Below are 24,334 nucleotides of genomic sequence, written 5' to 3'. Positions count from 1 at the left end.
CTTAACTAACCACCATAACTTATAATTTAAAAATAAGGCAGATTATTGACCTGCCTCAGTTTCTTTTCTTATTTTTTTAACTTTCTCTATGTTAAGTCCTACTTTTGATGCTATAGTTTCATCATCTAAAATATCTAATAAATTTCTAGTTATCTCTATTTTTTCTGCTTCTCTTGCCTTTTCTTCCATTTCTTTTATTATAAATGCGTTGTTAGCTACCATATTTTTAACCTCCTCTTTACTTGCATCTAAAACTTCCCTTGCCTCTTCAGCTAGTCTATCCTCGGTTGTATTTTTTATCCAATGTTTTATAGCTTTTAATTCTTCCTTTGTAAGTTTATCAAATAATAATGCTATTGTTTTAACTCTTTCTAAAAACTCTATTGGTGTTATTTTTTGATCTAATAAAAATATAGCTGATGTTACATTTTTATTTTCCACCAACTTTTCTTTTGTAAATCCGTTGTTTATATCTATAGGGTTCAAAGTTTCTCCTTATACTTATCCTTCTTATAACTTTGACACCCTTATTAGTGAGACTAGCTCGGAAAACCCTCTATAAAAATTTAAAATATATAACTTCAACATATTCATTTATGTATATATAATATTAAATTCGAGCTTGTTTCCCTACATTATATCATATGTAAAATTTAAAATTCCATTGTGAAATTTATCTTCATTATAAAAGAACTATTATCTTAAGATTAATATATCGATTTTGAATCACTAACTAAGTTTGTGATATCAAAATGGAATGTCTGAATCGTTTACATATATTATTTTAAATGTTATTATTTTGTTGAATTTATAAGACATATGAGAAGATATGTCGAAATATATTTTCTTTAAAGGGAATGCAGTGTAATTCTGCAACAGCCCACGCTACTGTGATGATAATACCTTATTACTATAGTAATTATAGTTCGGTTGATTCTAAGTCAGAAAACCTTCCGTGTATTGTATATACTATTATCTCGATGGGGGATACTTAGTACGACAAATTTCTGTTTTACTATACGTATAAAACAGCTGTGGAATTCCCTCAGCTGTTTTTATTTTTAAAATTATATTAAGGGAGAGAGAATATGAAAAAAGCAACTACTAAACGACTTTCTATTATTCTGACGGTGATGTTTGCCCTATTCACTTTTATAGGATGCTCGCCGAAATCAAACAAAGCTGAAGCTTCTAACATCGATCAAACACGAGAGATGATTTTTGCAGCTTCAAGAGATCAAGCACCTGGTGAAAAAGATGCACATTATTGCACTATTAATTTAGGTGTATGGGAACCACTTGTTACAAAAGATGAAGACGGTAACCCAGCCCCAGCATTAGCTGAATCATGGGAAAGCAATGATGCTCGTACTGAATGGACATTTAAATTAAAGAAAGATGTTAAATTTTCAAATGGAACACCTTTTAACTCTGACATTGTTGTTAAGAACTTTGATCGTTATAAAAAAGGTCCATTTCCATCATCTTTTTATGGAATGAACATAGAAACTACTTATCCAGGTCTTAAGGATGTTGTAGCTGTTGATGAAAACACAGTAAAACTTACATTCTCAAAGGCAAATCCTATGCTTACATATACAATGGCTAACTTCGGAAGTAGTATTTTTGAACCATCTTGCTTTGCTGAAGATGGGAATTTCAAAGAAATGGCTATTGGAACAGGTCCTTATAAACTAGTTGAAAATGTTGTAGGAGAATACTGTGTAATTGAAAAAAATGAAAATTATCATGGTGATGCCACAACTCTTCAAAAATTAAAATTCCGTGTTATAAGTGATGCAAATACTAGATACTCTGCATTATTATCAGGTGAGGTTCACGGATTATGTGACTTAGGAGCTATAACTCCATCACTTGCTGCAGAACTTGAAAAGAATAAAGACTTCACTGTAAGTGTTGGTGATTCTGGTATCACTCACTTTTTAAATGTTAACGGAAACAAATTTCCTTTCAATGACATAAAAATGAGAGAAGGATTAAGCCTTTTATTAGATAGAGAAGAAATTATAAATGAATTTTACAATGGATACGGACTACCTGCTGGTGCATTCTTAAATTACACATCACCTTTCTACAAGAAAATAGATGCTGTGCATAATGCTGAAAAAGGTAAAAAACTAATCAAAGAAGTAATTGGTGATAAAGAAGTTAATCTTGAATTTATTTTACCAACTGGAGATTGCAACCGTTACCCTTATGAAGAAGAAGCTGTTTATATACAATCTCTTTTATCTGAAGTGGGAATAAACTCAAATATAACAGTATTTGAATGGGGTAAATGCAAAGAAATGATGAAATCTGGAAGTTATGATATGTGTTTAAAAATTCAAGGACTTCCAAGTGCAGATCCATTTGGTCTTTTTAAAGGATATATGCATAGCAAAGGTGGTTCAAATGTTGGATATGGTTTAGGCTATAAAAATGAACATGTTGATGAACTTATTGAAAATGCTAGTAATGAATTAAATATGGACAAAAGAAAATCTATTTATGATGAATTACAAGATATATCATCAAAAGATTTTCCAAACATTCCAGTAATGTATTCTCAAGAAGTAGTTGCTTGTAGCTCAAAAGTTAAAGGTTACAAAGCTACTCCATACGGTTTAACTGGATACACTCAAGTTGAGTGGGCTGAATAAAATAAAAAAACAAATATCCCTGAAGGTCTTATGACTTTTGGGGTATTTTTTTAAGAGAGGTATTTATGGATTTATTTAAATATATATCAAAACGACTTTTAACTTTAATCCCTGTGCTATTAGGCATTACTTTTTTTGCTTTTCTTCTTGGTCATATATCACCTGGCGACCCTGCTGAAGAAGCACTAATTTCCATAGGCATAGAAGTTCCTAGCGTTGAGCAACTAGCTGAAATGCGCGAAAATATGGGCCTTAATGATAACATCTTTAAACAATATGGACGTTGGGTTAAAAATGCAGTTAAAGGTGATTTAGGCACTTCCTATTTCACTAAAAAAAGTATATCTGAAGAATTTAAAACACGAATTCCAATAACACTAAAGATATCTATATTAGCTTTAATTATGACTATATTCCTAGGCATTGGCATTGGTCTTTTAATGGCTATATTAAAAGATACATTTACAGATAAATTGCTCAGGTTGATTTCTGTATTATTTTTATCAATCCCAGGCTTTTGGCTTGCAATAATAATGATTATTATATTTTGCGAAAAACTACATTTACTGCCTACAAGTGGAAATGGTGGAATTAAACACATGATTATGCCAGCCTTTGTCCTTGCTAGTTCTACTATTGCAATGACTTCTAGGGTAACTCGTTCTACACTAATTAAAGAACTAGGTGAACAATATATTGTTGTTGCTAAATCTAAAGGTTTATCTCAAAAACTTGCTACATTCAAACATGCATTCATTAACTCTCTTGTACCTATTGTAACTCTTATAGGTAATTACTTTGGTGGAATTTTAGGTGGTGCAACCATTGTTGAATCAATTTTTTCACTTCAAGGAATGGGAAGTTATGTATTAAGAGGTATTAGTAGTCGAGATTACCCTATAGTTCAAGGTTACGTTTTATATACTGGTATCATTTACGTTGTAATAACTTTAACAATTGATATTATATATATTTTTATTAACCCTAAAATTAGATTGAATGGAGTGAACAATTAATGAATTATAAAGGAAAAGTCAAAATAAGAATTGCTTCATATAGCAGTATTCTCATACTTATTGTTCTAATAAATGTTTTTGCACCTTATATTGCACCCTATAATCCTAACGAAGTTGTAATGTCTCAAAAACTTCAAACCCCTAATAGTGCTCACCTTTTGGGTACTGACAATTTAGGTCGTGATATTTTAAGTAGAGTAATTTATGGTGGTCGTTCATCCATTTTAATTGCTGCCGCTGCTACCTCTCTTTCTATGAGCCTTGGGCTAATAATTGGACTAGCTTCTGGATATTTTGGGGGAATTTTAGATAGCATAATCACTATAATTTCTAATATATTTCAGGGGCTTCCAGGTATGACACTTATGATTGCACTTGTAGGTATTCTAGGTGCTGATAATAAAAGTCTTGTATTCTCTTTAGTTATCACCTCATGGGTTGGTTTTTCGAGATTTGTTCGTGCTGAAGTTATGCGTACAAAACAAGAAACATACATTGAAGGAATGAAGTGCTTTGGTGCTAGTCATCTTAGAATTATTATAAAAGGAATTATACCTAATATTTTAAGCAACTGCCTAATTTTATTTACAACACGTATAGGTAGAGTTGTACTATCAGTTTCTGGTCTTAGTTACCTAGGTCTTGGTATTCAGCCACCTACTCCTGATTGGGGTGCTATGATAAGTGAAGCACAAAAATATTTTCGAACAACTCCCCATCTATTAATTGCACCAGGCATTTGCATAATCATATTTTCACTTGCAGTTAATCTTTTAGGTGATGCTCTTCGTGACTATATGGATGTAAAAAATGACTCAATAAAGGAGTTTTAAAATGGATAAAAATAATATTAAAATAGAAAATTTAAATGTAAAATTTGTAACACCCTTTGGCTCTGTAAAAGCCGTTAAAAATCTTACAACTACATTTACGGCAAATAAAATAACTGGAATAATTGGCGAAAGCGGAAGCGGAAAATCTGTAATGGGAATGGCTATTTTGCAGCTTCTCCCTGAAAATGCCCTTATTAATGGTACATGTACTTATAAGGATTTTAATTTATTTAAATTAGGACCTAAAAAAATGCAAAAAATATGTGGTAAAGAAATTGGACTTATTCCCCAAAATCCCAATGCATCTCTTAATCCAATGATGAAAATTAGAAATCAACTTAAGGAACCTCTTTTAATTCATAAGTTAATGAACAAGAAAGATGCCAATAATGAAGTTAATGATTTATTAAAGCAATTTGGGTTTCATGATTCATCTGCAATTGGAAAAAAATATTCATTTCAAATGAGTGGTGGAATGAACCAACGTATTGTTTCAGCTTTAGGCCTTGCTTGCAAACCCAAGTGGATAATAGCAGATGAACCAACTAAAGGGTTAGATGCAATAATGAGAAATCAGGTTTACAGAGTTCTAAAGAAAATTTACTCTGAAAATAATTGTGGAATGATTGTTATTACACATGACTTAATGCTTGCCTTTCATTTGTGTGATGAAATAAGAGTAATGTATTCTGGAGAAATAATCGAGCAAGGTCCATGTAAAAATGTGTTTGAATCACCTTTGCATCCTTATACAAAAGGTCTTTTAAATGCATTACCTCAAAATGGAATGAAACCTGTTCCATATGGTTCTAAAAATATAGATGATAAGTCTTCTGCATGTGCCTTTTTTAATCTCTGTCCAAATGCTAACTCAAATTGTTTGAATAAAAAAATGGAAAACTTTTCGGTTAGCGAAAAAAGAAAGGTAAGGTGCTTTAACTATGCTTAAATTAAAATCTATTAATAAAAGTTTTGAAAGTGGAATTATCGTTAAACATACTATAAAAGCTGCAAATGGCATATCATTTAATATAGCAAAAGGAAGTACTCTTGGTCTTGCTGGCAACAGTGGTTGTGGTAAAACTACTATATCAAAAATGATTTTAGGCATTTTGCCTCCTGATAGTGGTGAAATTCTTTATAATGATAAAAATATATATAATTTAACAAAGCAAGAAATGAAACAATATCATAAGGATGTACAAATCATTTTTCAAAACCCTGAAGGTTCTATGAATCCTTCAAAAACAGTTTTAGATAACTTAATAGATCCTATGATTATCCATAGCATTCTTAACTCAAAAGAAGAGAGAATTAAAAGAATACATGAACTTTTAGATATGGTTGGTTTATCCAAGGGATTATTAAATCATTATCCTCATCAAATAAGTGGTGGTGAAGCTCAAAGATTAGTTATATGTAGAGCTTTAACTTTAAATCCTAAAGTTCTTATATTAGATGAACCAACATCAATGCTTGATGTTTCTGTACAAGCACATATTATGAATTTACTTAAAGACCTTAAAGCTTCACTTGGTCTTACTTATATTTATATTTCTCATGATATTGACCTTCACAAATGGTTTACAGATGAATTAATCATAATGCATGAAGGTTGTATTGTAGAGCAAGGTTCTACTGAAGCTTTACTAAATAACCCTAAAGAAGATTATACAAAGAAATTATTGAACTCCTTTGAAATATGGGATTAAAAAGAAAGTGGGGATGTTAAATGACTTATTTAAATGAAAGATACTTACCAATTGATTTTAATGAATACTGGGGAGAATTATTAAAACAAGAAGACGGCACATACTCTCAACGTATGAAAGATGACAATGTAGAAAGGGATTTTTGGAAAAACTTTATCAATAAAAAACATGGCTACAATCAAGATGCATCTGCAAAAATAGTAATGAATGAAATAAGAAATATCCTTTCCAATTATTCTATTAACACGATTTTAGAAATTGGGCCAGGATGGGGAAACTACACACTAGACTTAGCTTCTATATGCTCTAATATCACATGTGTTGATATTTCTAATGACATACTTAACTTTATAAACAAAATTGCCAAGGAAAACAATAAATCTAATATAAGTACTGTGTTTTCTAAATTTGAAGATTTTAGCGAAGATAAAAATTATGATTTTATATTTGGTTATAGTTGTTTTTATAGAATGAGAAATTTAAAAGATGTCTTTAAGAAAATGAATACTCTTTCTAATAAACTATGTATGGTAGGTATGGGAATGGGCATTGTAACTGACTATTATAAAGAAATGGAAACTAGTCTTAATCTAGAACTTACTCATAATAAAAAAGATTATATCCACTTTGCCAATATTCTATATCAAATGGGCATTGATGCAAATATAAAAATAATTCCTCTCGAAAAGAAAATTATTTATGACACTTGGGATGATGTTATAAAAAATGAAACTACCAGATTAATAGATACGGAAACTGTTCTAAAAAAACATTATGATTCAATAAATCAGGTTTTAAAAAAATATTTTAAATTAAACTCTGATAATAAATATGAATATACCTATAAATTTAGGGGCTCTCTAGTATACTGGGAACCTCAAGAAATATAAAAATGCGAGCTCATTTTCATACCTAAGATTTTAGTCTTTATTGTTTTAATATTACTCAAATTCACATATTCAATTATCATAGAATACAATATTAATGAATATTTTGATTGGAGTTATTTATATGGGATATTACATTGAATCAAACTCAAATGTAGACTTATACGTAGAAGACCTTAATCCAACAGGAAGTAACACTATAGTTTTTCTTCATGGTTGGCCTGGAAGCCACAAATTATTCGAGTATCAATTTAATTACTTATCTTGTCATGATTGTCGTTGTATTGGAATTGATCAAAGAGGATTTGGCGAATCAGATAAACCTATTGATGGATATGATTATGATACATTAAGTGATGATGTTAAGTGTGTTGTGGATGCACTAAAACTTAAGGACTTTACCTTAATTGGCCATTCTACAGGTGGTGCAATTGCTATAAGATATATGGCTAGACATAAAGAATTTGGAGTTAATAAACTTATTCTTTGTGCAGCTGCAGCACCAAGTTTAATTAGACGTTCTTACTTTCCATATGGATTAAAAAGAGAAGTAGTTGAAGAAATAATTAAAGAAACATATGCTGATAGACCCCAAATGTTAAATAATTTTGGAAAGATATTTTTCTATAAAAAAGTTAGCCAACCATTTTCAGATTGGTTTCTTCAATTAGGATTTCAAGCTGCAGGCTGGTCTACCGCCGCTATTGCAAAAGCTTGGCTAGATGAAGAACAATTATTTGATGATATGAAGAAAATTAAAGTTCCAACGTTAATTTTACATGGAATTCATGATAAAGTATGCTTGTTTCCTTTAGCTGAGCAACAAAAAAAACTAATTCCAAATGCAAAACTTATAAAGTTTGAAGATAGTGGCCATGCATTATTCTATGATGAACTCAATAAATTTAATAAAGAAGTATTATGTTTTATTAATAAACACTAAATTAAAAACATTTTAATTTTTGTTATGATATGATGCTTCATTTTAAAATAGAAATAAAACATATTTTATTTCTATTTTTGTTTTTTTATAAATTAATTACTCCTATATTACTTTATAAACATTAATGAATATATGATAAAATATAAATTAAATATAGAAATATAAAAGCTAATTTTAAAGGAGATATTTTATGGATTGGTATTGTGCCGTTTTTAATAGTGATAAAGTTTCAAATGCAATGGGAGCTCAAATTTTATATGATATGCTTTGTGAAGGCAATGATTCTTTAGTCGGTGATATTGAATTTATTGATGATTTTTATAATGATTTAACATCAAAAAACTTTAAAATAACTGCTGACAAAGGAAAAGGATTTGTCATTGTTGGATGCAATTTAGAGGATGCAGAATATCTAAATTATTTAATTCAAAGCTTAGCTAAAAAACATGGTCTTTCATACTATGAGCCACAAAATTTAACTTATGTATTTTAGATTAAAAATATTTTTTGGGGGTATTTAAATGAAAATCGCCGTTATTTATGGAACTGAAAGAAAAGGCAGTACATATAATATTGCTCAATTATTTATATCTAAATTATCTGATGCTAAAGAAGATGTAACTGAATTCTTTCTTCCTACTTCTATGCCTAATTTCTGTCGTGGTTGCTTTATGTGTTTTAATGAATCTAGTAACTGTCCAGACTATAAATATGTTAAGCCTATTTTAGATGCTATGCTTAATGCGGATATACTTATTTTTGCTTCTCCTGTTTATGTTTATCATGTAACAGGTCAAATGAAAACATTCTTAGACCACTTTGCATTTCAATGGATGGTTCATAAACCTAATGAAAAAATGTTTAAAAAGCAAGCATTAATTATTTCTACAGCTGCTGGTGGTGGTACTAAATCTACAATGAAAGACCTTAAAGATAGCATGATTTATTGGGGCGTTGCTAAAACTCATACTTATGGTGTTAATGTTGCTGCTGGAAGTTGGAATCATGTTTCTGATAAAAAGAAAACAGAAATTAAAAATACTGTAGATAAATTATCAACTAAAATTAAAAATAATAGCTCTCATATAAAACCATGTTTAAAAGTAAAAATGCTTTTTTATGGAATGCGTTTTTTTCACAAAAAGTTTGGTGTCAACAAACCAGACGTTGAATATTGGGAAAATAAAGGCTGGCTCTATAAAACTAGACCTTGGTAATATGTTTTATATTATAAAAATAATAAGCACTTTAAAATGCTTATTATTTTTATACTAATATATTTTAAGCAAAAACTATTCCTGAAGCACTAAGAACATCTATTTCTCCAAGTGCTTGAACTCTTAGTGAATTAGCCAAAATGCTTAGTATATATGAATATGCCAATTTTTTGTACGGATATATAGTTTCATTATTGGTTTCTTGTGAAATCATAAACCTCTTTTCAGCTACTATCCATAAAACTACATATCCAATTAAAACTATTTCTGCACCATTTAACGTAACAGTTGTAGCTTTAGGTCCATCTTCATCTATTTCTAAGATTTCTGTTACATCTATGTTTGCTCCAACTACAAATAAAGAATATCCAATAACTAATAATGTAGCTCCAATCTTCTCAAGATTTGCAAGTTCTATAAGTATATCTTCTTTTTCCATATAACTATTCCTCCATAAATGAAGTCATTTTATTATATGTAAAAAAGTTACATTTAGTGTTCCTAATCACAAATTTTATAATTGTATTTTCTCAAACAACTTAAAGGTAATTCCATCCTAACTGTTTTTAATGGATTTACTACCTGGCAAATAACTAAATTTCCTACCATCGATAAAAGCATTCCTGCATCATATACATCCATTTTTAACTCTTTCACTAAGAAATTATGCATATCCACTGTAGCTTTCTTCCAAGCTTCTTCAACAGTTTTACTAGATGCAACAACTATAAGTTTATCGTCAACTTCTATCATTGGGCCTTCTATTGACTTATTTTTTATAACTGTAACTTTTAATGTAACTTCTCCTTCAATTTCTAATCCACACATTGATATTTCACCATCACCCATTAAAGCATGTAAGTCACCTAAAGCCAAAAGTCCCCCTTCAACTTGAACTGGAAAATATAATGTAGCACCCTTCTTTATTTTTGTACAATCCATGTTTCCTCCATGGCTTCCTGGTGTTACCGTTGGCACTACGTCATTACTTGGTGCAACCCCTATTACACCTATCATAGGATCAATTTCAAAACTTAACTTTTCATTAAAATAAGCTATATTGTTTTTCACTTTAATTCTTTTTATTTTAGATTCTGTAAATTTATCTCCAAGGCACCCTTCATTTGCTATTGCACCTATTACTCCAACTTCACCAACTTTAATATCTAATACTTCTACTTTTAAAACGTCATTTACTTCAGCATTATTAACATAAATTGGTCCTGTTGCTGGATTAGTTAAACTCATATCAATTTCCTCTAATGCTTTAGAATCATCTAATAGTTGATTTTTAAAACAATCAAAAGTTTGTACTTTTATTACGTCACCTGACTCTATATTTTTAATTGATTTATTTTCTTTAGAAAAATTATAAATAACATTTTTTCTATCAATATTAATCATATTATTCGCCCCTTTTTATTTTAAAATTTTAATTTTTAGAAGTTGAAACCTAAAATAAATCTAATTTTATTTTCTATATTATACTATATACTCACTGATTTTAAAGTACATTTGTCTTCTCATCTGATGCTTCAGTCTCAATTTTATAACTTAATAAAAAAATAAACTAGCCAAAACTAGTTTATCTTTGAAACTTCTATATTTTTAGATATTGTATTTAGTGGTTTTATTTGATTTTTCATAACAAACCCTTTTAAATTCTTATATTCACCTGCTAAAATTAACTTTACTTCATACCATATGATTCCATATGCTTCACAGCAATCCACCACTTCAACTCTAGTTCCCTTTAATACGTTTCTTAGCGTTGGTAATGTTGTCACTGGTCCAACATGCATAGATGTACTGCTTATAACCTCACCATATTCAACCTCTAAAGGCAAATATGACACAGTTATATTATTTTCACTCATCTGTTCAAATAACTTTAACTTCTGCTGAAGTTCACTATTTCTCTTACTTAAAACTCTACACTTAGTATTCTCTTTATTAGCTTTTAACATTAAATTATAACTATACCCACCTAACCCGCAACAACTAAAAAATAAAATTAATATAAGAAACCCGCTCATTCTCTCCTCCCAGGATTAGCTATTACTTCTCTTAATATTTATATGTACTTTTTTTTAATTAATTACACCTTCATTTCATTTATAGGAATTCAAGTTAAAAAGTACAATTATTTTTGTTTCAGTTGTGAACTCTAATTAATTTAATTGAAAATGGAAAATTGAAAGTTAAAAATGAATGTAAAAATTGGTTTTAAACATGATAATAAAATAAACTGTACGATTAATAACATCTTATCAATTTTAATTTTTACGTATTTATCACTTACCTCAAAGTATAAACTTAATCTAAGTAAAAAAATAAAGGAAGAACACTAAGTTCCTCCTCTAATCATCTAATTTCTATGAAATTTTTTTATTTAATTCATCATATTCATTTATGAATATATCTGCTAATTCCTTCATTGCTTCATGATCTTTTGTTGAGTACTTATCATGTACACCAACAACTTTCATGTTAGCTGCTTTGGCACCTTTAACTGCTGGAAGTATGTCTTCAAAAACCATGCAATTCTCAGGAGCTACCCCTAATTTTTCAGCTGTTAAAAGATATACATCTGGAAAATCCTTACCCCTATTAACTTCATTTGTAGTTGTTATTACATCGAAGTATTCATATATATCATTTCCTTTTAAGCATGCTTCTAACAAGCTTGTACTATTACTAGTTGCTAATGCTATCTTTATATTATTTCTTCTTAGTAACTCAAAGAAAGTTCTAACTCCTGGCTTTAATTTTATGTTTTTAGAATATTCCTCATAAGCCATGTCATTCCAATGTTCTTTTATTTCATCAACAGTGTATGGTAAATTAAATGTATTCTTAAAATATGCTGCAACTTCATTATAGCTTAGATGTGCTATACTATCCTTTAAAGTTTCAGGTATTTCTATATTATGCTTACCTAAATAGTTTTCATCTATTTCATCCCATACCCACATAGAGTCGACAATTGTTCCATCCATATCAAATATTGCTGCTTTAATGTTCTCTAACATATCTCGTCACCTCTTTTATCCTAATTTATATAAATATATTTAAAATTCTTTTAAACTTTATTTATCAGTATAACAAATTATCCTAACTTATAAAAGATTATTTGTTATACATTATAGAATATATTTTCCAATTTGACACAAAAAAATAGGCCATTAATAAAAATTAATGACCTATTTTTTCTATTTAAAGCTTCTATGGAATATGTTTGTTTTATCATGATTTAAGAAGTCTTTTAATCTTTTTATATCTAACTCAGCTAATATTTCTTGCATTTTTTCACTTTGAGTTGCAACTTTAAATTCAGCGTCATCAGCACATTCATTTACTTTCTTAGTTCCTTCTTCCATAGGAAGTATAGCCTTAGGACCGCCTACACATCCACCTTTACAGCCCATTCCTTCAATAAAGTTACCATCTACTTCACCATTTATAACTTTATTAAGCAGTGCCTTACAATCTTTAACTCCATCAGCTTGTATTGCTGTTAAATTTTCATATTTATTAGGGAATAACATTTCAATAGCTTCTGTTATTGCCATTGAAACTCCACCAGTTCTTGCGTAAAGTCTTCCCCCTTTAGATGCATATTCTAATGTTTTTGTCTCTTCTAATTCAGCTGGATTTATATTTAATGCATCAAAGATTTCTTGAACTTCCGCAAATGTTAATACATAATCTATATCACCTTTTAAATCTGGTTCTTTAGCTTCTGATTTTTTAGCTATACATGGTCCTACAAAAACTACTTTCACCTTAGGATTTAATGCTTTTAAAACTCTTCCTGCTGCTATCATTGGAGATACTGATGGTGATACATGTTTTATTAAATCGCCATAAACTTTTTTAATCATAGCAACCCACATAGGACAACAACATGATGTTATCATAAAATCATCCTTATCTTTTACCATTGCATCAAATTCTACAGCTTCCTTTAAAGTTAACATATCGGCAAAAAATGCAACTTCAATCATATCTGTAAAACCAACCTTTTTAAAAGCTGTTCTCATTTGGTCTAAATTTGCATCATTAAATTGATTTGCAATAGCTGGTGCAACTGCTGCTATAACTACATCTCCACTATTTATAAGTTCAAACAATGGCAAAAACTCAACTTTGTCAACTATAGTTCCACCTTTACATGCCTCTACACATAAACCGCAATCAGTGCATGCTTCAGCATCTATATATCTTCCTGTTTCTTCTTTATTAAGTTTTATTGCATCAAAAGGACAAGATGCTTCACATCGTGCATTATGCTCACTACATCCACTACAATCCTCTGTTATCTTAGTTACTATTTTTTCATTGTTCTCACAGTTTTTAATAGCTTCTTTTAATCTTTTAGGATAATCTTCACTATACTCTAACTCAACTCCACACAAACTAGATATGTTTTTACATAAAACATTTTTATCTCCAGTTTCTTTAGACAATATTTCCTCTATTTTACTTTCAAACACTCCATTTTTATATGCAACAACCAATTCTTTAAACATATCATTATAATTCTTATTCAATAAAATCACATCCTAACTCTTCAAATCACAAAATTTATTTAAATGAAACTTAATTTCACCATATTTTTAAAATACAATATACTTCTATTATTTATGAATACTTTACCCTAATATAAATTAAAATATGCATAACTTACACATTAAAGAACATATATCCATAAAAAAAGAGACTATTCATTAAGTTGAATAATCCCTTTTATCTAATCTATAAATTAAAATTATTTTATCCTAATTCTCATATACGGTTCCTTCTTGAGATGAAATATTTGCTTCCTCATCCCCTAAGCATAAACTTCTTCTTAGTAAAATTGATGCAAGTATTACTATACTAGAAGAAATTATTACCACAATACTTGCTGGAATTTTATCATAAAGCATACCAAAAAACATACTTCCAAGTGGTGAAGCAGCCATTAATAATGCATTCATTACTGTTGAAACTCTTCCTAAGTATTGTACTGACACTTGTTGTTGAACAGATATACCTAGTGCCATGCTAGTAGCTGAACCTAATGCTACAACACATATACATAATACAGTTAAAATAATAAATATAATTGATTTATTTCCTATAATATTAATAATATCTCTTGATGCACATAGCGAAACTAAAAATACACTTATTCCCATAGATATAGTAGCTATAAACATTAATTTCCCGATTTTCATTTTCTTACATAAATATGCACAAAGAACTGGTGCTATAAACATTCCTATAACTAAAACTGATTGCATAATTCCATATTGATAATCAGATACTTTTAAAATCTGTTTACTAATATACAAAACTCCAATACTTATAAAAGAATTAAATGCAAAATTTAAAATTATACCTAACTTAATTATAGCTTTTATTACTTTTCTCTCTTTTACAAAGTTAAGTCCAGCCAAAAAATCCTGCTTAAATACTTTGAAATTAATTTTCTCTGGTCTTTTATTTAACTTAGGTACATTAATAAACATCTCACTTATTGCTGATAATGTAAAACTTATTGCATTTATAATAAATACTAATCCTAAACCCTTTATGCCATATAATATTGCTCCTATACATGGTGAAAGCAATAATCCTATATTCATTATGGTTGAATTTATTCCATTTGCTGCTACAAGTTCTTCTTTTTCTACAATTGACGGTATAATTGTTCCTACTGCTGGTTGAAATAGTAGTTCAATAATTGCAAGTGATACCGTAAGTACATATATATATGGCATTGATATTCCACCATTAATATGAAATATACAAGCATATAAAGCTATAATTAATCCATTTAAAAAATCTAATCCTACAACTATCTTTTTTCTATCAAACCAATCTGCAAAAACGCCCGCTATTGGTCCTAATATAATTTTAGGTATAACTGTTACGGCTAAAACTGATGCAAATTTAGTTGCCGATCCAGTCTTGGCTAATACATATAATGATAATGCTGTAGCTTGCATCTCACTTCCAATTAACGATACAAACTTCCCCTGCATTAACAATAAAAAATCTTTTTTCTTTAAAACACTACTCACCATATTCCCCTCCACAATTATTAAACAGATTTTTTCACTTTCAAATTCAATTACAGGTTCATATTATTTCCTTAGCTTATAAGCCTTTTCTATAATCATTCATATTCAATTTAGTTACACTTACAATTTTACATATAATTTCATTAATGGTAAAATATTTGTAATTGTTTCCTTATTCATTTTTGCAATATACATTTTCTTTTACCGATTATTCTATTGTTTTTTATACAACTTATTATAATTTACTAAAATGTTCTTTTTCAGAACATTCATTCTATTTCAGGGGGACTTTATAATGAATTTAGGTGATAAAATAAAGTTTTTTAGAAAAAAAGCGGGCCTTACTCAACTTGAGTTAAGTTGTGATATATTAAGTAGAAGTACTATTAGTAAAATAGAAAGTAATAAATACACGCCTTCTATACTTCAACTTCAGCATATAGCTAAAGCACTTAACATAGATGTATCTTATTTAATATCTGAAGCTGATGCTATAACAAAATTCCCTACTAAAACTTATAACATTAATCTTATAAGTGACTTATATGAAAATAAAAAGTATCTTGATATAATTGAACGTTTTACTCCCTTTGATTTTGTAACTTATTATTACATTGGTATGAGTTACTATAAGCTTGCTTTATTTAATGATGCACTAAAATACTTAGATTGTTGTGAAAAACTCTTTAAAGATTTATCAAGTGAATTACGTTTTATTAATGTAGAAAATCTATGTTATTCTTTAAATTCCTTAAGAATATTAAAAATAAAATCTTTAGGAGAAGATTTAAACAAACATTATTTGGAAAAAATATTAGCTTATTTAAATTACTATAATAAGTTAAACTGTGAAATTTACTTTATTGCTTACAATAATTTAGGTGTATATTATTTGAATATAAATGATTATGAGAAAACTATATATTTCATCGAGGATTTTTTAAGTAAAAATATAAAAATTAATTCTTTTAGTGTACTTCCAAACATGCACTTAATCTTAAACAATGCTTACTTTTCAATTAAAAATTATCAAAAAGCCATTGACTCAATGCTTAAATGCATATTCTTTTTTAATTATATTGGTAACTTTGATGCTGAACAGGAATGCTATATAATTCTGCTAAACTGTTATTTATATGCCTATCAATATGATAAATTTATTGAAACTTTGAGTGAATTGTTCATAAAATTTAAAGGTTGTGAATTTGAAGAGTCATATAAAGTACTTGACCTAGCACTTTTATATAATAATAATAAATTAAGTGAAATATTGTATAAAACTCGCACTATAAATGTAAATAAATTGAAATTAAATTCTAAAATGGACTACTATTTTATCTTAAGTCGAACTAATTTTATGTTAAACAATACTGATATTGGTTATAAACATTTTAAAAAATGCTATAAATTCTTAAAAGATAACAATAAATTTTTAGATTTATCTCTATTATATAAAGATTTATTTGTAGCTTATAACAATATAGAATATTATAACTCATATATTAAATATAAAAATATACATGAAAATAGCAACTATAATGTTATGAATCCTAATATTACTTTACCACACTATAGGGCTCCAAGTTCAAATTTAAAATAACATCTTTATCAATTGAAAAACTTTTTCTATTTCATCAAGAAACAGGAATTATTTAAATTAGTATTTCTTTAAAAATTGATTTAGAAAATCTTATTAATTTGTTTTTTATTTTCAAGACCTGAACCCAAGGACGGGTTCAGCGACTGCCTAGACAGGACGTCGATTCAGCCGTTTAGTCTTGGAAATTAAATGGCAAATTCATTAGAGTTTCTTTGAGATTTTTATGAATAACGTTTTAAATAATTCCTGTTTCTTGGAATACTACTATTCTCATCTATTATTTGAATAATTTCATTTTTCAGCTTGGAACCCTATATAGGGCTCCAAGCTTAAATTCAAAATAATAGCTTTCTCAAATGATACTATTAGTCTTATAGGTTATTGCTATTTTTATATTTGAACCCAAGTAAAAAGTAATAGTGAATAGTGTTTAATAAAAAATAGGGATGTTTCCTATTTAAACATCCCTATTTTTATTAATTAATTTAATTCATATTTTGTTTTGCTTGTCTCAACTAATTCTGCTGAATCCACCTTAACCAGCTCACCCTTAGATGTTTCAAACACATTTTTATCCACTACTAAATTCATAAATTTTAATATGTCATCTTCCACTAAATTATCCTTTACATTTTTTATAGTAATTCTGCTCTTTGTTCCACCCTGATTTATAAAAGTTAATACTAATTGTTTTGCCATTTGAAATTCCCCCTCATTTTTATTTTTAATATATCTGATTCTAATAGTTACCTTTTAAAGTATTATTAAAATCATTTTTTATTTATAGTTATAATTATTTCTAAAGATTTATTTAAAATAAACTTTACAGTAACATTTATATTTATTTTAAATAACTCTAAAAATAATTTTTTTAAGAGGAAAAGTAATTTTTTACTTTTCCTCATATGCCTAACCTACTAGTTCGCCTTTGTCTTCTTTTACTATCTTTTGAATTTCTCCCTCTAGCAAGCTTATCATTGCACTTCCTATTTCGTATAGTGCTTCATCAGGTGCATCCTTTTTGATCTTTGAAAATTTTTGAGATTTAACAATGTCTTTTCCATTCTCATCCTCTCCAACTTTATAAAATACACTTATGGCACTGCTTTTTCTAAAATTTTTTACTGCCATTATCATCATCCCCTTTCACTCTATATATAGGTGAAAATCACAAAAAACAACAAAACAATTTTTTAAAATTTTAATATCATCGGATTTTTACCCATTTGCTCTTCTAAAAAACACTAAACGCATTAGAACTTCTTTTAAATTAACATTCTATTTCAAATATGAATTTTTTAATAAAAATGGTGTTTATTCTTAATATTTAAGCTTTATATGTAAACATTCTGTTAAAGGTGACTTTTCAATTGTTGTTTTTTCGTTTTTTTCACTATATAGGGATTGAAAGTAATATTAAAAGTTAATTTGAGGGGGTTTTATTTATGTTTTCAATTTCAAATTTTAATCAATTAGAATCAAAAAAATTAGGCGTTTCTTTAGATGATTTACTTATCTTAAATTATATAAAAACTGGTGTTGATAATCTTACTCTTTTTTCTAAAGTTATAAACAAAGAAAAATATTATTGGATTGATTACGAAAAAGTTATAGACACTTTCCCTATTCTTAACATCAAAAAGGATACTTTATATAGAAAATTAAAGAAGCTTTGTGTATCTAAAGTATTAAAACATACCACTGTTAAAAGTGGTGGTACTTACTCTTTTTATACTTTTTGGGAAAACTTCGAAAAGATATTAAATGTTTCAAATAATTATCCACAAAACAAAGATAAATTTACGACTAATGTGGATAGAAATTCTTACACTGTGGACAATTCCAAAAACTCTAAAAAAGTTACAAATAAAAATGTAAAAAATATAGACTCTAATTCAGATAATACTGCTCTTAATGTACAAAATCCTAATTTTAATTTAGCTTCCGAGCATAATGGAATTTTTTCTGAATATATAAAATCTCAACCGGACTTCACGGATTTATATAACTGTGAATCTAAAGAAAATCCGTTAGCTAGTGAACTTATATCCAAAGTCATTGGAGATAACTCCTTAACTAAATATATATATAATATATTAAATAACATTAAAATGTTATTTAATAATATATCTAAGTCTAATTATATTAATTCTATAAATAGAATTAATAATAATAACAACTGTAGTAATAATAATAGTTTAGATAATGATTTTAATCCTGATAACTTGGATGTTTATAATTACTATACTGAATGTGGTTTAGGTACTTTGAATAATACTGCAATTAATCTTATCAACACACTAGTTAATAAACATGGAATAGAGTCTTTGAAAAAAGCAATGACTGAAGCTGTAAGACAAAACTCACCTAAACTTTCATATGTGGAAGGCATACTTAAAAACTGGGAAAACAAAAATAAAAAGCCAGTAAAAACTCAAGTTCCTACTGACACTAGTACTCAAACACCTACTAAAAGCAAAGATAGCTTTAATAACTTTGAGCAAAGAAAATATGATTTTAAAGAATTAGAATGGGACTTACTAGGCTGGAATAATCTTTAATTTCATAACTTAATTTTCTTTTATAGATCTTAATATTTGGTAGCCATCTTTTTTCTTTATAACTTCACAATTACCAAATAATTTTTCTAGTTTTTCTTGTGAGCTTTTAGCACCTTGTTTCTTTTGAATTACAACGTAGATAATTCCATCTTTATTTAGGTGCTCATAAGCTCCTTCATAAATTGAATGAACTACATCCTTACCTGCACGAATTGGTGGATTTGTAACTACAACATCATAGTTTTTTTCTACATTTTCAAATGTATCTGACATAAATACAGTAGTTCTGTCACTAACATTGTTAGCTTCAGTATTTTTCTTGCATAATTCTAATGCTCTATCATTTACATCCACCATTGTAACTTTAGATGACTCTAAATATGTAGCTAGTGAAATTCCAATAGGTCCATAACCACAACCAACATCTAATATTTCTATATCACTATCTTTAAAGTTTTTAACATCATCTATAACTGTTTGAATTAGCACCATAGATCCAAAATCTATTTTGCTTTTAGAAAAAACGCCATTGTTTGTGTAGAATTTAAAAGTTCTATCAACTATGTAATATTCTATTAGTTTAATTTCATCTTTAGTGCTTGAATTTTTACTAAAATAATGTTCCATAATCCGTCTCCTATACTAAGGCATACTCAATAAACTATTATATATATACATAAATTCTTGAGCATGCCTAATTATTTATAATTTAAAGTTAAATTTCATTCCAATTATACATTATCACTGTATTTATAACAACCATAGGGCCTTAAGCTAACATTTTAAATTGAAACTCTATCTATTCTAGAAATCTAATCTACTAAAACTCCAATAATATGAATCACCATTTAGTATATAACAAACTTGATTACTTCTAGTTTCAGCATTTACTGACACATAATAATCTTTATTTGGATCTATCAAACTATATGATTTACTTCCATCACTATTTTCATTGTATCCTCTTAATGTCATTGAATGTGCTCCGTTATTAGATAACATTCCTAAGTGAATAGGATGACCTCCATCTATTATAGATTTAACTTCTTCATAAGGCACTGTAACTGTTTGTCTTGGGTAAAGCCCCCAATTATTATATACCATTTTCATTTGTTTCCAGCTTCCGCCTTTTTCAATTTCTTCACCATATGCAAACTTAACTAACTCTGCTGCCTCTAAATGTGTGCCTTTTTCATAATTAATTATACTTGCACAAGTTGCTGCCCAACACCAAGGATGCTCCCCTTGTAAAACTATATTTATTGGTAAACTATTTGAGGTTTTTGATGTTGCTTTATAACTATTATCATTAATCTTATTATACTCATTTAATGGAGTTACTATTTTATTTGAATTTATAATTTTTTCATCTGATGCATCTATATTTTTTGTTAATCCATTTATATTAAATTTAGATTTATTTTCTTGGTTTGCGTTAGTGTCTGTATAAGTCTTAGCTAATACTATAGATTTAGTAGGGCTTACTGCTCTTAATTCATTATTGTTATTTAATATCCTAAATTCAGAGTGTTCATTCTCTACCATAGCTTGTAATTTACTTGCAAATCCTTTTTCGAATGTTGATGTATATCCCTTTTCTGAATTCTCACTTACACCTAAAACTGCAACTATTTTATTATCACTTGTAACTGGAAAATAGCATACCTTTGCCAAATCTTCTTTATAAACACTAAAAGGTTCTGCTAACTTAAAATTTTGTATATCATACCCTTCAAATCCATACTGTTTAGGTTCCACCATAACATTCTGTATATGTTTTGGGAGTTCTTTAATAGCATAATCCTTTAAATCAGCTGATATACTTTCAGAAATAATCTTAAAATCACTATTACCGCTATTTATTGCATAACCACTTGTAGTTAATATTAGAAACATTGAAAACAAAATAACCATAAACAAAGAAAGCTTTTTAATTTTTTTATACATATTCCCTCCAAATATAATATTTTTTATAATTTATTATATTAAAAAAGAAACAAATTCTTTCTTACTTAGTTTCCTTAAAACAAAATTTTATTATTTATACATTTTTTGTTCTTATTCTTCATAAATGTCTATAGGCATATAATTTGAAACTTTATGTTGTTTATATTTCAGTTGAGAATTTTAACTCTAAGTTCTAATCTATATTTAAAAAAATTGACAGTGGACAGTGAATGTAAAAATTGGATTTCCAATTTTAAAGAATGATTTTTTATTAAATCTGCATAGCAAATTAGTTGAAACAATATAAAAACGTAATTTTTAGGTGTTTGTATATTTAGATATTAGGAACAAAGTTAATAATGTCTGACATCATCTTTCACTTTTACTTCTTACTTTGTTTCAAATACAAAAACATCAATAAATTGTACCCTTAAAATTAAATATAACTGTTTCTTTGGATATTTTATAAAACTAAGTTTTATCCTTCATTTCTAATTATTAATTTTTATATAAATTCTCAATTTATATAATAGTAATTTCATTTTCAAGCTTGGATATAGTGTTCTTATTTTTCATATGTAAATATACTATATAGTATGGGGAAACAAGTTGAAACTTTAAGTTATTCAAATATTAAATGATAATAATGTTAGTAAATGAAACAGGAATTATTTAAACCGTTATTCATGTTTCATTTGAGAATTCTAATTAATTTAATTGAAAATGGAAAATTGAAAGTTAATGTAAAAATTGGATTTCCAATTTTAAAGAATGATTTTTTATTAAATTTGCACAGCAAATTAGTTGAAAACAATATAAAAACGTAGTTTTTATATATTTCTATTCTAAATATTAGGAATGAAATGAGTAATATTAACCATAACTGTCAATTGTCAATTTTCAATTGTTAACTGGTTCCAAAAAGAAAACTAATAATAAAATTCAAAGATAATATTATCAATTAATAATTGTATAAACTAAAATATTAACTTGGAACCCTATATAAGGAGGTGTTACAATTTGAAAATTAAAGTTACAATCGGCATTGCAATGATACTTGTAATTATTTTTATTATTCAATCCTTCTCAACTACAAAACTTAATATAGGTTCTGCTAAATCTTTGCTTACAAAATTCACCTATGATTTAAACTTTAAAATTGGAGAAGAATATGTTTATGTTATGGTTAAGGACTCATGCACTTCAAAGATTAATAAACTTGTTATGAATAAGAATGTAAGTGCTGATAAAAATCCTACAATATCCGTTCCTAAAAATAGCACCATATATATATCCCTATATTCAAATGCCACAATTCTAGCTGACTGGAAACTCTCCAATGAATCTAACCTAAAAAACTTAAATTATAAAAATTCATTTTTTACATTTCCTAAATACAGCAATTTAAACTCTAAAGCTGATGGTTCATCACCACGTAGAAACAACTTTGAATTTGAAATAACAAATGTAGGTGAAGAAGCTCTTAGTTTTGAATACATTGCTACTGAAACAAAAGAAGTATATAACACATTAAATATGAATATAAAATCAGAGTAAAAATACAAAAATAAGCAGTTACTTTATTAGTTAACTGCTTATATTGTTTTCAATTAAATTAATTTCTAATATATTTTTAAAATCATACAAAAAACCCTTATGACTTAAACGTCACAAAGGTTTTTTATTAATTAATTTTATATTTTAAAATCCTGAACAAGTAGATTCCCAATAGAATCTGTATCCACCTAGTATATAACAAACATTTCTGCTATCTCTTTGAGCACTTACTGATACATAGTAGCTCTTGTTTGGGTCTATTAAACTATATGATTTAGTTCCATCACTATTTTCTGTATATCCTCTTAATGTCATTGCGTGTCCACCAGCTTGATAAGAAACCATTCCAAGATGCATTGGATGTCCACTATCTATAGTAGCTTTTACATTATTATATGGTACTGTGTTAGTTACATTTGGATAAAGTCCCCAAGCATTGTATGCTTTTAATATATCTTGCCAAGTTCCACCTTGTTCAACTTCTGAACCAAATACATATCTAACTATATCTACAGCTTGTAAGTTTGTTCCTTTTTCATAATTTATTATTCCTGAAGCTGTAGCTGCCCAGCACCAAGGATGTGAGCCTTGTAAATTTATTTGTATTGGTAAATTGTTGCTATTTTGTGCTGCTTGTACATAATTATTATCATTAATTTTAGCATATTCATTTAATGGTGTTGTTATTTCTTTTGAGTTTATAGTTTCTTCTTGTGCTTTGTTTATATTTTTTTCTAAATCGTAATTATTAAAGTTAGATTTTTTAGTGTTAGCCTTATTTGTCTCTGTGTATGTTTTGGCTAACAATACAGATTTAGTAGGACTTACTGCTCTTAACTCATTATTATTATTTACTATTCTAAACTCATGGTGTTCATTTTCTACCATTGCTTGTAATTCACTTGCAAATCCTTTTTCAAAAGTTGTTGTATATCCTTCTCCTGAAACTTTGCTTACACCTAAAATTGCAACTATTTGATTATTGTCTGTAACAGGGAAATAGTATACATTACCATTTTCTTCTGAGTAAACGCTAAAAGGTTCTGCTAATTTAAAGTTTTGAACATTATAACCTTTAAATCCATATTGGTCAGCTTCCATTCTTACATTTTGAATATGTTTAGGAAGCTCCTTTATAGCATATTCTTTCAAGTCACTTGGTATATTCTCAGAAATAATTTTAAAGTCACCACTATTTCTAGTAGTTAATGCATAACTACTAGTTGTTGTTACAATAAACATTGAAAACAACATAATCATAAAAAGTGCAATTTTTTTAATTTTGTTTTTCATAATTCCTCCTAATATATAAATACTTATAGTTCAT

Annotated in this window: 24 protein-coding genes and 1 riboswitch; of the genes, 12 read left to right on the top strand and 12 right to left on the bottom strand. The window is 27.8% G+C overall.

Features of this window, described 5'->3' with window-relative positions; genetic code table 11:
- Window positions 1-42: 42 nt before the first annotated feature.
- Window positions 43-486 carry a hypothetical protein gene (locus AC07E4_RS03420; protein ID WP_478215732.1) on the bottom strand — a complete coding sequence of 148 codons (444 nt, stop codon included), beginning with the start codon at window positions 484-486 and terminating at the stop codon, window positions 43-45.
- A gap of 316 nt (window positions 487-802) precedes the next feature.
- Window positions 803-971, top strand: a riboswitch (cobalamin riboswitch).
- Between the two features lie 117 nt (window positions 972-1,088).
- Here AC07E4_RS03420 and AC07E4_RS03415 point away from each other — a divergent pair.
- From AC07E4_RS03415 to AC07E4_RS03375, 9 genes are all read left to right on the top strand, one after another.
- Entirely contained in the window at window positions 1,089-2,663 is a 1,575-nt protein-coding gene (locus tag AC07E4_RS03415) for an ABC transporter substrate-binding protein (protein WP_478215731.1), read from the top strand.
- A gap of 65 nt (window positions 2,664-2,728) precedes the next feature.
- Window positions 2,729-3,679, top strand: coding sequence for an ABC transporter permease (locus tag AC07E4_RS03410; protein WP_478215730.1), 951 nt, complete (start codon window positions 2,729-2,731; stop codon window positions 3,677-3,679).
- On the top strand, window positions 3,679-4,512 hold the full coding sequence (locus tag AC07E4_RS03405) for an ABC transporter permease (RefSeq protein ID WP_040328130.1): 834 nt from the start codon (window positions 3,679-3,681) through the stop codon (window positions 4,510-4,512). The genes AC07E4_RS03410 and AC07E4_RS03405 overlap by 1 nt, the downstream gene beginning before the upstream one ends.
- Before the next feature lies 1 nt (window position 4,513).
- Window positions 4,514-5,461, top strand: coding sequence for an ABC transporter ATP-binding protein (locus tag AC07E4_RS03400; protein ID WP_478215729.1), 948 nt, complete (start codon window positions 4,514-4,516; stop codon window positions 5,459-5,461).
- A complete protein-coding gene (locus AC07E4_RS03395) occupies window positions 5,454-6,224 on the top strand; it encodes an ABC transporter ATP-binding protein (RefSeq protein WP_430830164.1) in 771 nt (256 codons plus the stop codon). Before AC07E4_RS03400 ends, AC07E4_RS03395 begins: the two co-directional genes overlap by 8 nt.
- Before the next feature lie 20 nt (window positions 6,225-6,244).
- The gene (locus AC07E4_RS03390) at window positions 6,245-7,114 is read left to right on the top strand and encodes a class I SAM-dependent methyltransferase (RefSeq protein ID WP_478215728.1); all 870 of its coding nucleotides are present in this window, start codon (window positions 6,245-6,247) and stop codon (window positions 7,112-7,114) included.
- Between the two features lie 121 nt (window positions 7,115-7,235).
- Window positions 7,236-8,054 carry an alpha/beta fold hydrolase gene (locus tag AC07E4_RS03385; RefSeq protein WP_478215727.1) on the top strand — a complete coding sequence of 273 codons (819 nt, stop codon included), beginning with the start codon at window positions 7,236-7,238 and terminating at the stop codon, window positions 8,052-8,054.
- A 190-nt stretch (window positions 8,055-8,244) separates the two neighbouring features.
- Window positions 8,245-8,547, top strand: a complete 303-nt coding sequence (locus AC07E4_RS03380; RefSeq protein WP_478215726.1) for a hypothetical protein — start codon at window positions 8,245-8,247, stop codon at window positions 8,545-8,547.
- 28 nt (window positions 8,548-8,575) lie between these two features.
- Entirely contained in the window at window positions 8,576-9,271 is a 696-nt protein-coding gene (locus AC07E4_RS03375) for a flavodoxin family protein (protein WP_478215725.1), read from the top strand.
- A gap of 64 nt (window positions 9,272-9,335) precedes the next feature.
- On the opposite strand, the gene AC07E4_RS03370 is transcribed toward AC07E4_RS03375, so the two are convergent.
- The 6 genes from AC07E4_RS03370 to AC07E4_RS03345 all read right to left on the bottom strand — a co-directional run bounded on the left by AC07E4_RS03370 (window position 9,336) and on the right by AC07E4_RS03345 (window position 15,345).
- Window positions 9,336-9,710, bottom strand: coding sequence for a hypothetical protein (locus AC07E4_RS03370; RefSeq protein WP_430830167.1), 375 nt, complete (start codon window positions 9,708-9,710; stop codon window positions 9,336-9,338).
- A 62-nt stretch (window positions 9,711-9,772) separates the two neighbouring features.
- Window positions 9,773-10,675, bottom strand: a complete 903-nt coding sequence (locus AC07E4_RS03365; RefSeq protein WP_478215724.1) for an acetamidase/formamidase family protein — start codon at window positions 10,673-10,675, stop codon at window positions 9,773-9,775.
- A 176-nt stretch (window positions 10,676-10,851) separates the two neighbouring features.
- A complete protein-coding gene (locus tag AC07E4_RS03360; RefSeq protein ID WP_040328144.1) occupies window positions 10,852-11,307 on the bottom strand; it encodes an SH3 domain-containing protein in 456 nt (151 codons plus the stop codon).
- A 339-nt stretch (window positions 11,308-11,646) separates the two neighbouring features.
- The gene (locus AC07E4_RS03355; RefSeq protein WP_478215723.1) at window positions 11,647-12,303 is read right to left on the bottom strand and encodes an HAD family hydrolase; all 657 of its coding nucleotides are present in this window, start codon (window positions 12,301-12,303) and stop codon (window positions 11,647-11,649) included.
- 180 nt (window positions 12,304-12,483) lie between these two features.
- A complete protein-coding gene (locus tag AC07E4_RS03350) occupies window positions 12,484-13,824 on the bottom strand; it encodes a [Fe-Fe] hydrogenase large subunit C-terminal domain-containing protein (RefSeq protein WP_430830170.1) in 1,341 nt (446 codons plus the stop codon).
- Window positions 13,825-14,052: 228 nt separating this feature from the next.
- The gene (locus tag AC07E4_RS03345; RefSeq protein ID WP_478215722.1) at window positions 14,053-15,345 is read right to left on the bottom strand and encodes an MFS transporter; all 1,293 of its coding nucleotides are present in this window, start codon (window positions 15,343-15,345) and stop codon (window positions 14,053-14,055) included.
- A 292-nt stretch (window positions 15,346-15,637) separates the two neighbouring features.
- Here AC07E4_RS03345 and AC07E4_RS03340 point away from each other — a divergent pair, with 292 nt between their 5' ends.
- Complete coding sequence (locus AC07E4_RS03340) at window positions 15,638-16,942, top strand: helix-turn-helix domain-containing protein (RefSeq protein WP_430830172.1); 1,305 nt, start codon at window positions 15,638-15,640, stop codon at window positions 16,940-16,942.
- 480 nt (window positions 16,943-17,422) lie between these two features.
- Here AC07E4_RS03340 and AC07E4_RS03335 read toward each other — a convergent pair whose 3' ends face one another.
- The gene (locus AC07E4_RS03335; RefSeq protein WP_040328147.1) at window positions 17,423-17,641 is read right to left on the bottom strand and encodes a DUF2922 domain-containing protein; all 219 of its coding nucleotides are present in this window, start codon (window positions 17,639-17,641) and stop codon (window positions 17,423-17,425) included.
- 210 nt (window positions 17,642-17,851) lie between these two features.
- Window positions 17,852-18,073 carry a DUF1659 domain-containing protein gene (locus tag AC07E4_RS03330; protein ID WP_430830173.1) on the bottom strand — a complete coding sequence of 74 codons (222 nt, stop codon included), beginning with the start codon at window positions 18,071-18,073 and terminating at the stop codon, window positions 17,852-17,854.
- 314 nt (window positions 18,074-18,387) lie between these two features.
- On the opposite strand from AC07E4_RS03330, the gene AC07E4_RS03325 reads away from it, so the two are divergent.
- Window positions 18,388-19,503, top strand: a complete 1,116-nt coding sequence (locus AC07E4_RS03325) for a DnaD domain protein (RefSeq protein ID WP_478215721.1) — start codon at window positions 18,388-18,390, stop codon at window positions 19,501-19,503.
- Between the two features lie 9 nt (window positions 19,504-19,512).
- Here the strand turns inward: AC07E4_RS03325 and AC07E4_RS03320 are convergent, their stop codons facing one another.
- A complete protein-coding gene (locus AC07E4_RS03320; RefSeq protein WP_478215720.1) occupies window positions 19,513-20,130 on the bottom strand; it encodes a class I SAM-dependent methyltransferase in 618 nt (205 codons plus the stop codon).
- Between the two features lie 177 nt (window positions 20,131-20,307).
- A complete protein-coding gene (locus tag AC07E4_RS03315) occupies window positions 20,308-21,450 on the bottom strand; it encodes a papain-like cysteine protease family protein (protein WP_478215719.1) in 1,143 nt (380 codons plus the stop codon).
- Between the two features lie 1,020 nt (window positions 21,451-22,470).
- Here AC07E4_RS03315 and AC07E4_RS03310 point away from each other — a divergent pair.
- Complete coding sequence (locus tag AC07E4_RS03310) at window positions 22,471-23,007, top strand: protease inhibitor I42 family protein (RefSeq protein ID WP_478215718.1); 537 nt, start codon at window positions 22,471-22,473, stop codon at window positions 23,005-23,007.
- A gap of 144 nt (window positions 23,008-23,151) precedes the next feature.
- Here the strand turns inward: AC07E4_RS03310 and AC07E4_RS03305 are convergent, their stop codons facing one another.
- Window positions 23,152-24,300 carry a papain-like cysteine protease family protein gene (locus tag AC07E4_RS03305; RefSeq protein WP_478215717.1) on the bottom strand — a complete coding sequence of 383 codons (1,149 nt, stop codon included), beginning with the start codon at window positions 24,298-24,300 and terminating at the stop codon, window positions 23,152-23,154.
- Window positions 24,301-24,334 lie beyond the last annotated feature (34 nt).

The organism is Clostridium amazonense, assembly GCF_056431285.1.
The sequence above is the reverse complement of the archived record's forward strand: the minus strand, read 5'-3'. Positions and strand labels throughout refer to the sequence as shown.

Excerpts from the sequence above, each read along its gene's own strand:
- AC07E4_RS03415 (WP_478215731.1), top strand. The coding sequence starts at position 1,089 with ATGAAAAAAGCAACTACTAAACGACTTTCTATTATTCTGACGGTGATG.
- AC07E4_RS03410 (WP_478215730.1), top strand. The coding sequence starts at position 2,729 with ATGGATTTATTTAAATATATATCAAAACGACTTTTAACTTTAATCCCT.
- AC07E4_RS03405 (WP_040328130.1), top strand. The coding sequence starts at position 3,679 with ATGAATTATAAAGGAAAAGTCAAAATAAGAATTGCTTCATATAGCAGT.
- AC07E4_RS03400 (WP_478215729.1), top strand. The coding sequence starts at position 4,514 with ATGGATAAAAATAATATTAAAATAGAAAATTTAAATGTAAAATTTGTA.
- AC07E4_RS03395 (WP_430830164.1), top strand. The coding sequence starts at position 5,454 with ATGCTTAAATTAAAATCTATTAATAAAAGTTTTGAAAGTGGAATTATC.
- AC07E4_RS03390 (WP_478215728.1), top strand. The coding sequence starts at position 6,245 with ATGACTTATTTAAATGAAAGATACTTACCAATTGATTTTAATGAATAC.
- AC07E4_RS03385 (WP_478215727.1), top strand. The coding sequence starts at position 7,236 with ATGGGATATTACATTGAATCAAACTCAAATGTAGACTTATACGTAGAA.
- AC07E4_RS03380 (WP_478215726.1), top strand. The coding sequence starts at position 8,245 with ATGGATTGGTATTGTGCCGTTTTTAATAGTGATAAAGTTTCAAATGCA.
- AC07E4_RS03375 (WP_478215725.1), top strand. The coding sequence starts at position 8,576 with ATGAAAATCGCCGTTATTTATGGAACTGAAAGAAAAGGCAGTACATAT.
- AC07E4_RS03370 (WP_430830167.1), bottom strand. The coding sequence starts at position 9,710 with ATGGAAAAAGAAGATATACTTATAGAACTTGCAAATCTTGAGAAGATT.
- AC07E4_RS03365 (WP_478215724.1), bottom strand. The coding sequence starts at position 10,675 with ATGATTAATATTGATAGAAAAAATGTTATTTATAATTTTTCTAAAGAA.
- AC07E4_RS03360 (WP_040328144.1), bottom strand. The coding sequence starts at position 11,307 with ATGAGCGGGTTTCTTATATTAATTTTATTTTTTAGTTGTTGCGGGTTA.
- AC07E4_RS03355 (WP_478215723.1), bottom strand. The coding sequence starts at position 12,303 with ATGTTAGAGAACATTAAAGCAGCAATATTTGATATGGATGGAACAATT.
- AC07E4_RS03345 (WP_478215722.1), bottom strand. The coding sequence starts at position 15,345 with ATGGTGAGTAGTGTTTTAAAGAAAAAAGATTTTTTATTGTTAATGCAG.
- AC07E4_RS03340 (WP_430830172.1), top strand. The coding sequence starts at position 15,638 with ATGAATTTAGGTGATAAAATAAAGTTTTTTAGAAAAAAAGCGGGCCTT.
- AC07E4_RS03335 (WP_040328147.1), bottom strand. The coding sequence starts at position 17,641 with ATGGCAAAACAATTAGTATTAACTTTTATAAATCAGGGTGGAACAAAG.
- AC07E4_RS03330 (WP_430830173.1), bottom strand. The coding sequence starts at position 18,073 with ATGGCAGTAAAAAATTTTAGAAAAAGCAGTGCCATAAGTGTATTTTAT.
- AC07E4_RS03325 (WP_478215721.1), top strand. The coding sequence starts at position 18,388 with ATGTTTTCAATTTCAAATTTTAATCAATTAGAATCAAAAAAATTAGGC.
- AC07E4_RS03320 (WP_478215720.1), bottom strand. The coding sequence starts at position 20,130 with ATGGAACATTATTTTAGTAAAAATTCAAGCACTAAAGATGAAATTAAA.
- AC07E4_RS03315 (WP_478215719.1), bottom strand. The coding sequence starts at position 21,450 with ATGTATAAAAAAATTAAAAAGCTTTCTTTGTTTATGGTTATTTTGTTT.
- AC07E4_RS03305 (WP_478215717.1), bottom strand. The coding sequence starts at position 24,300 with ATGAAAAACAAAATTAAAAAAATTGCACTTTTTATGATTATGTTGTTT.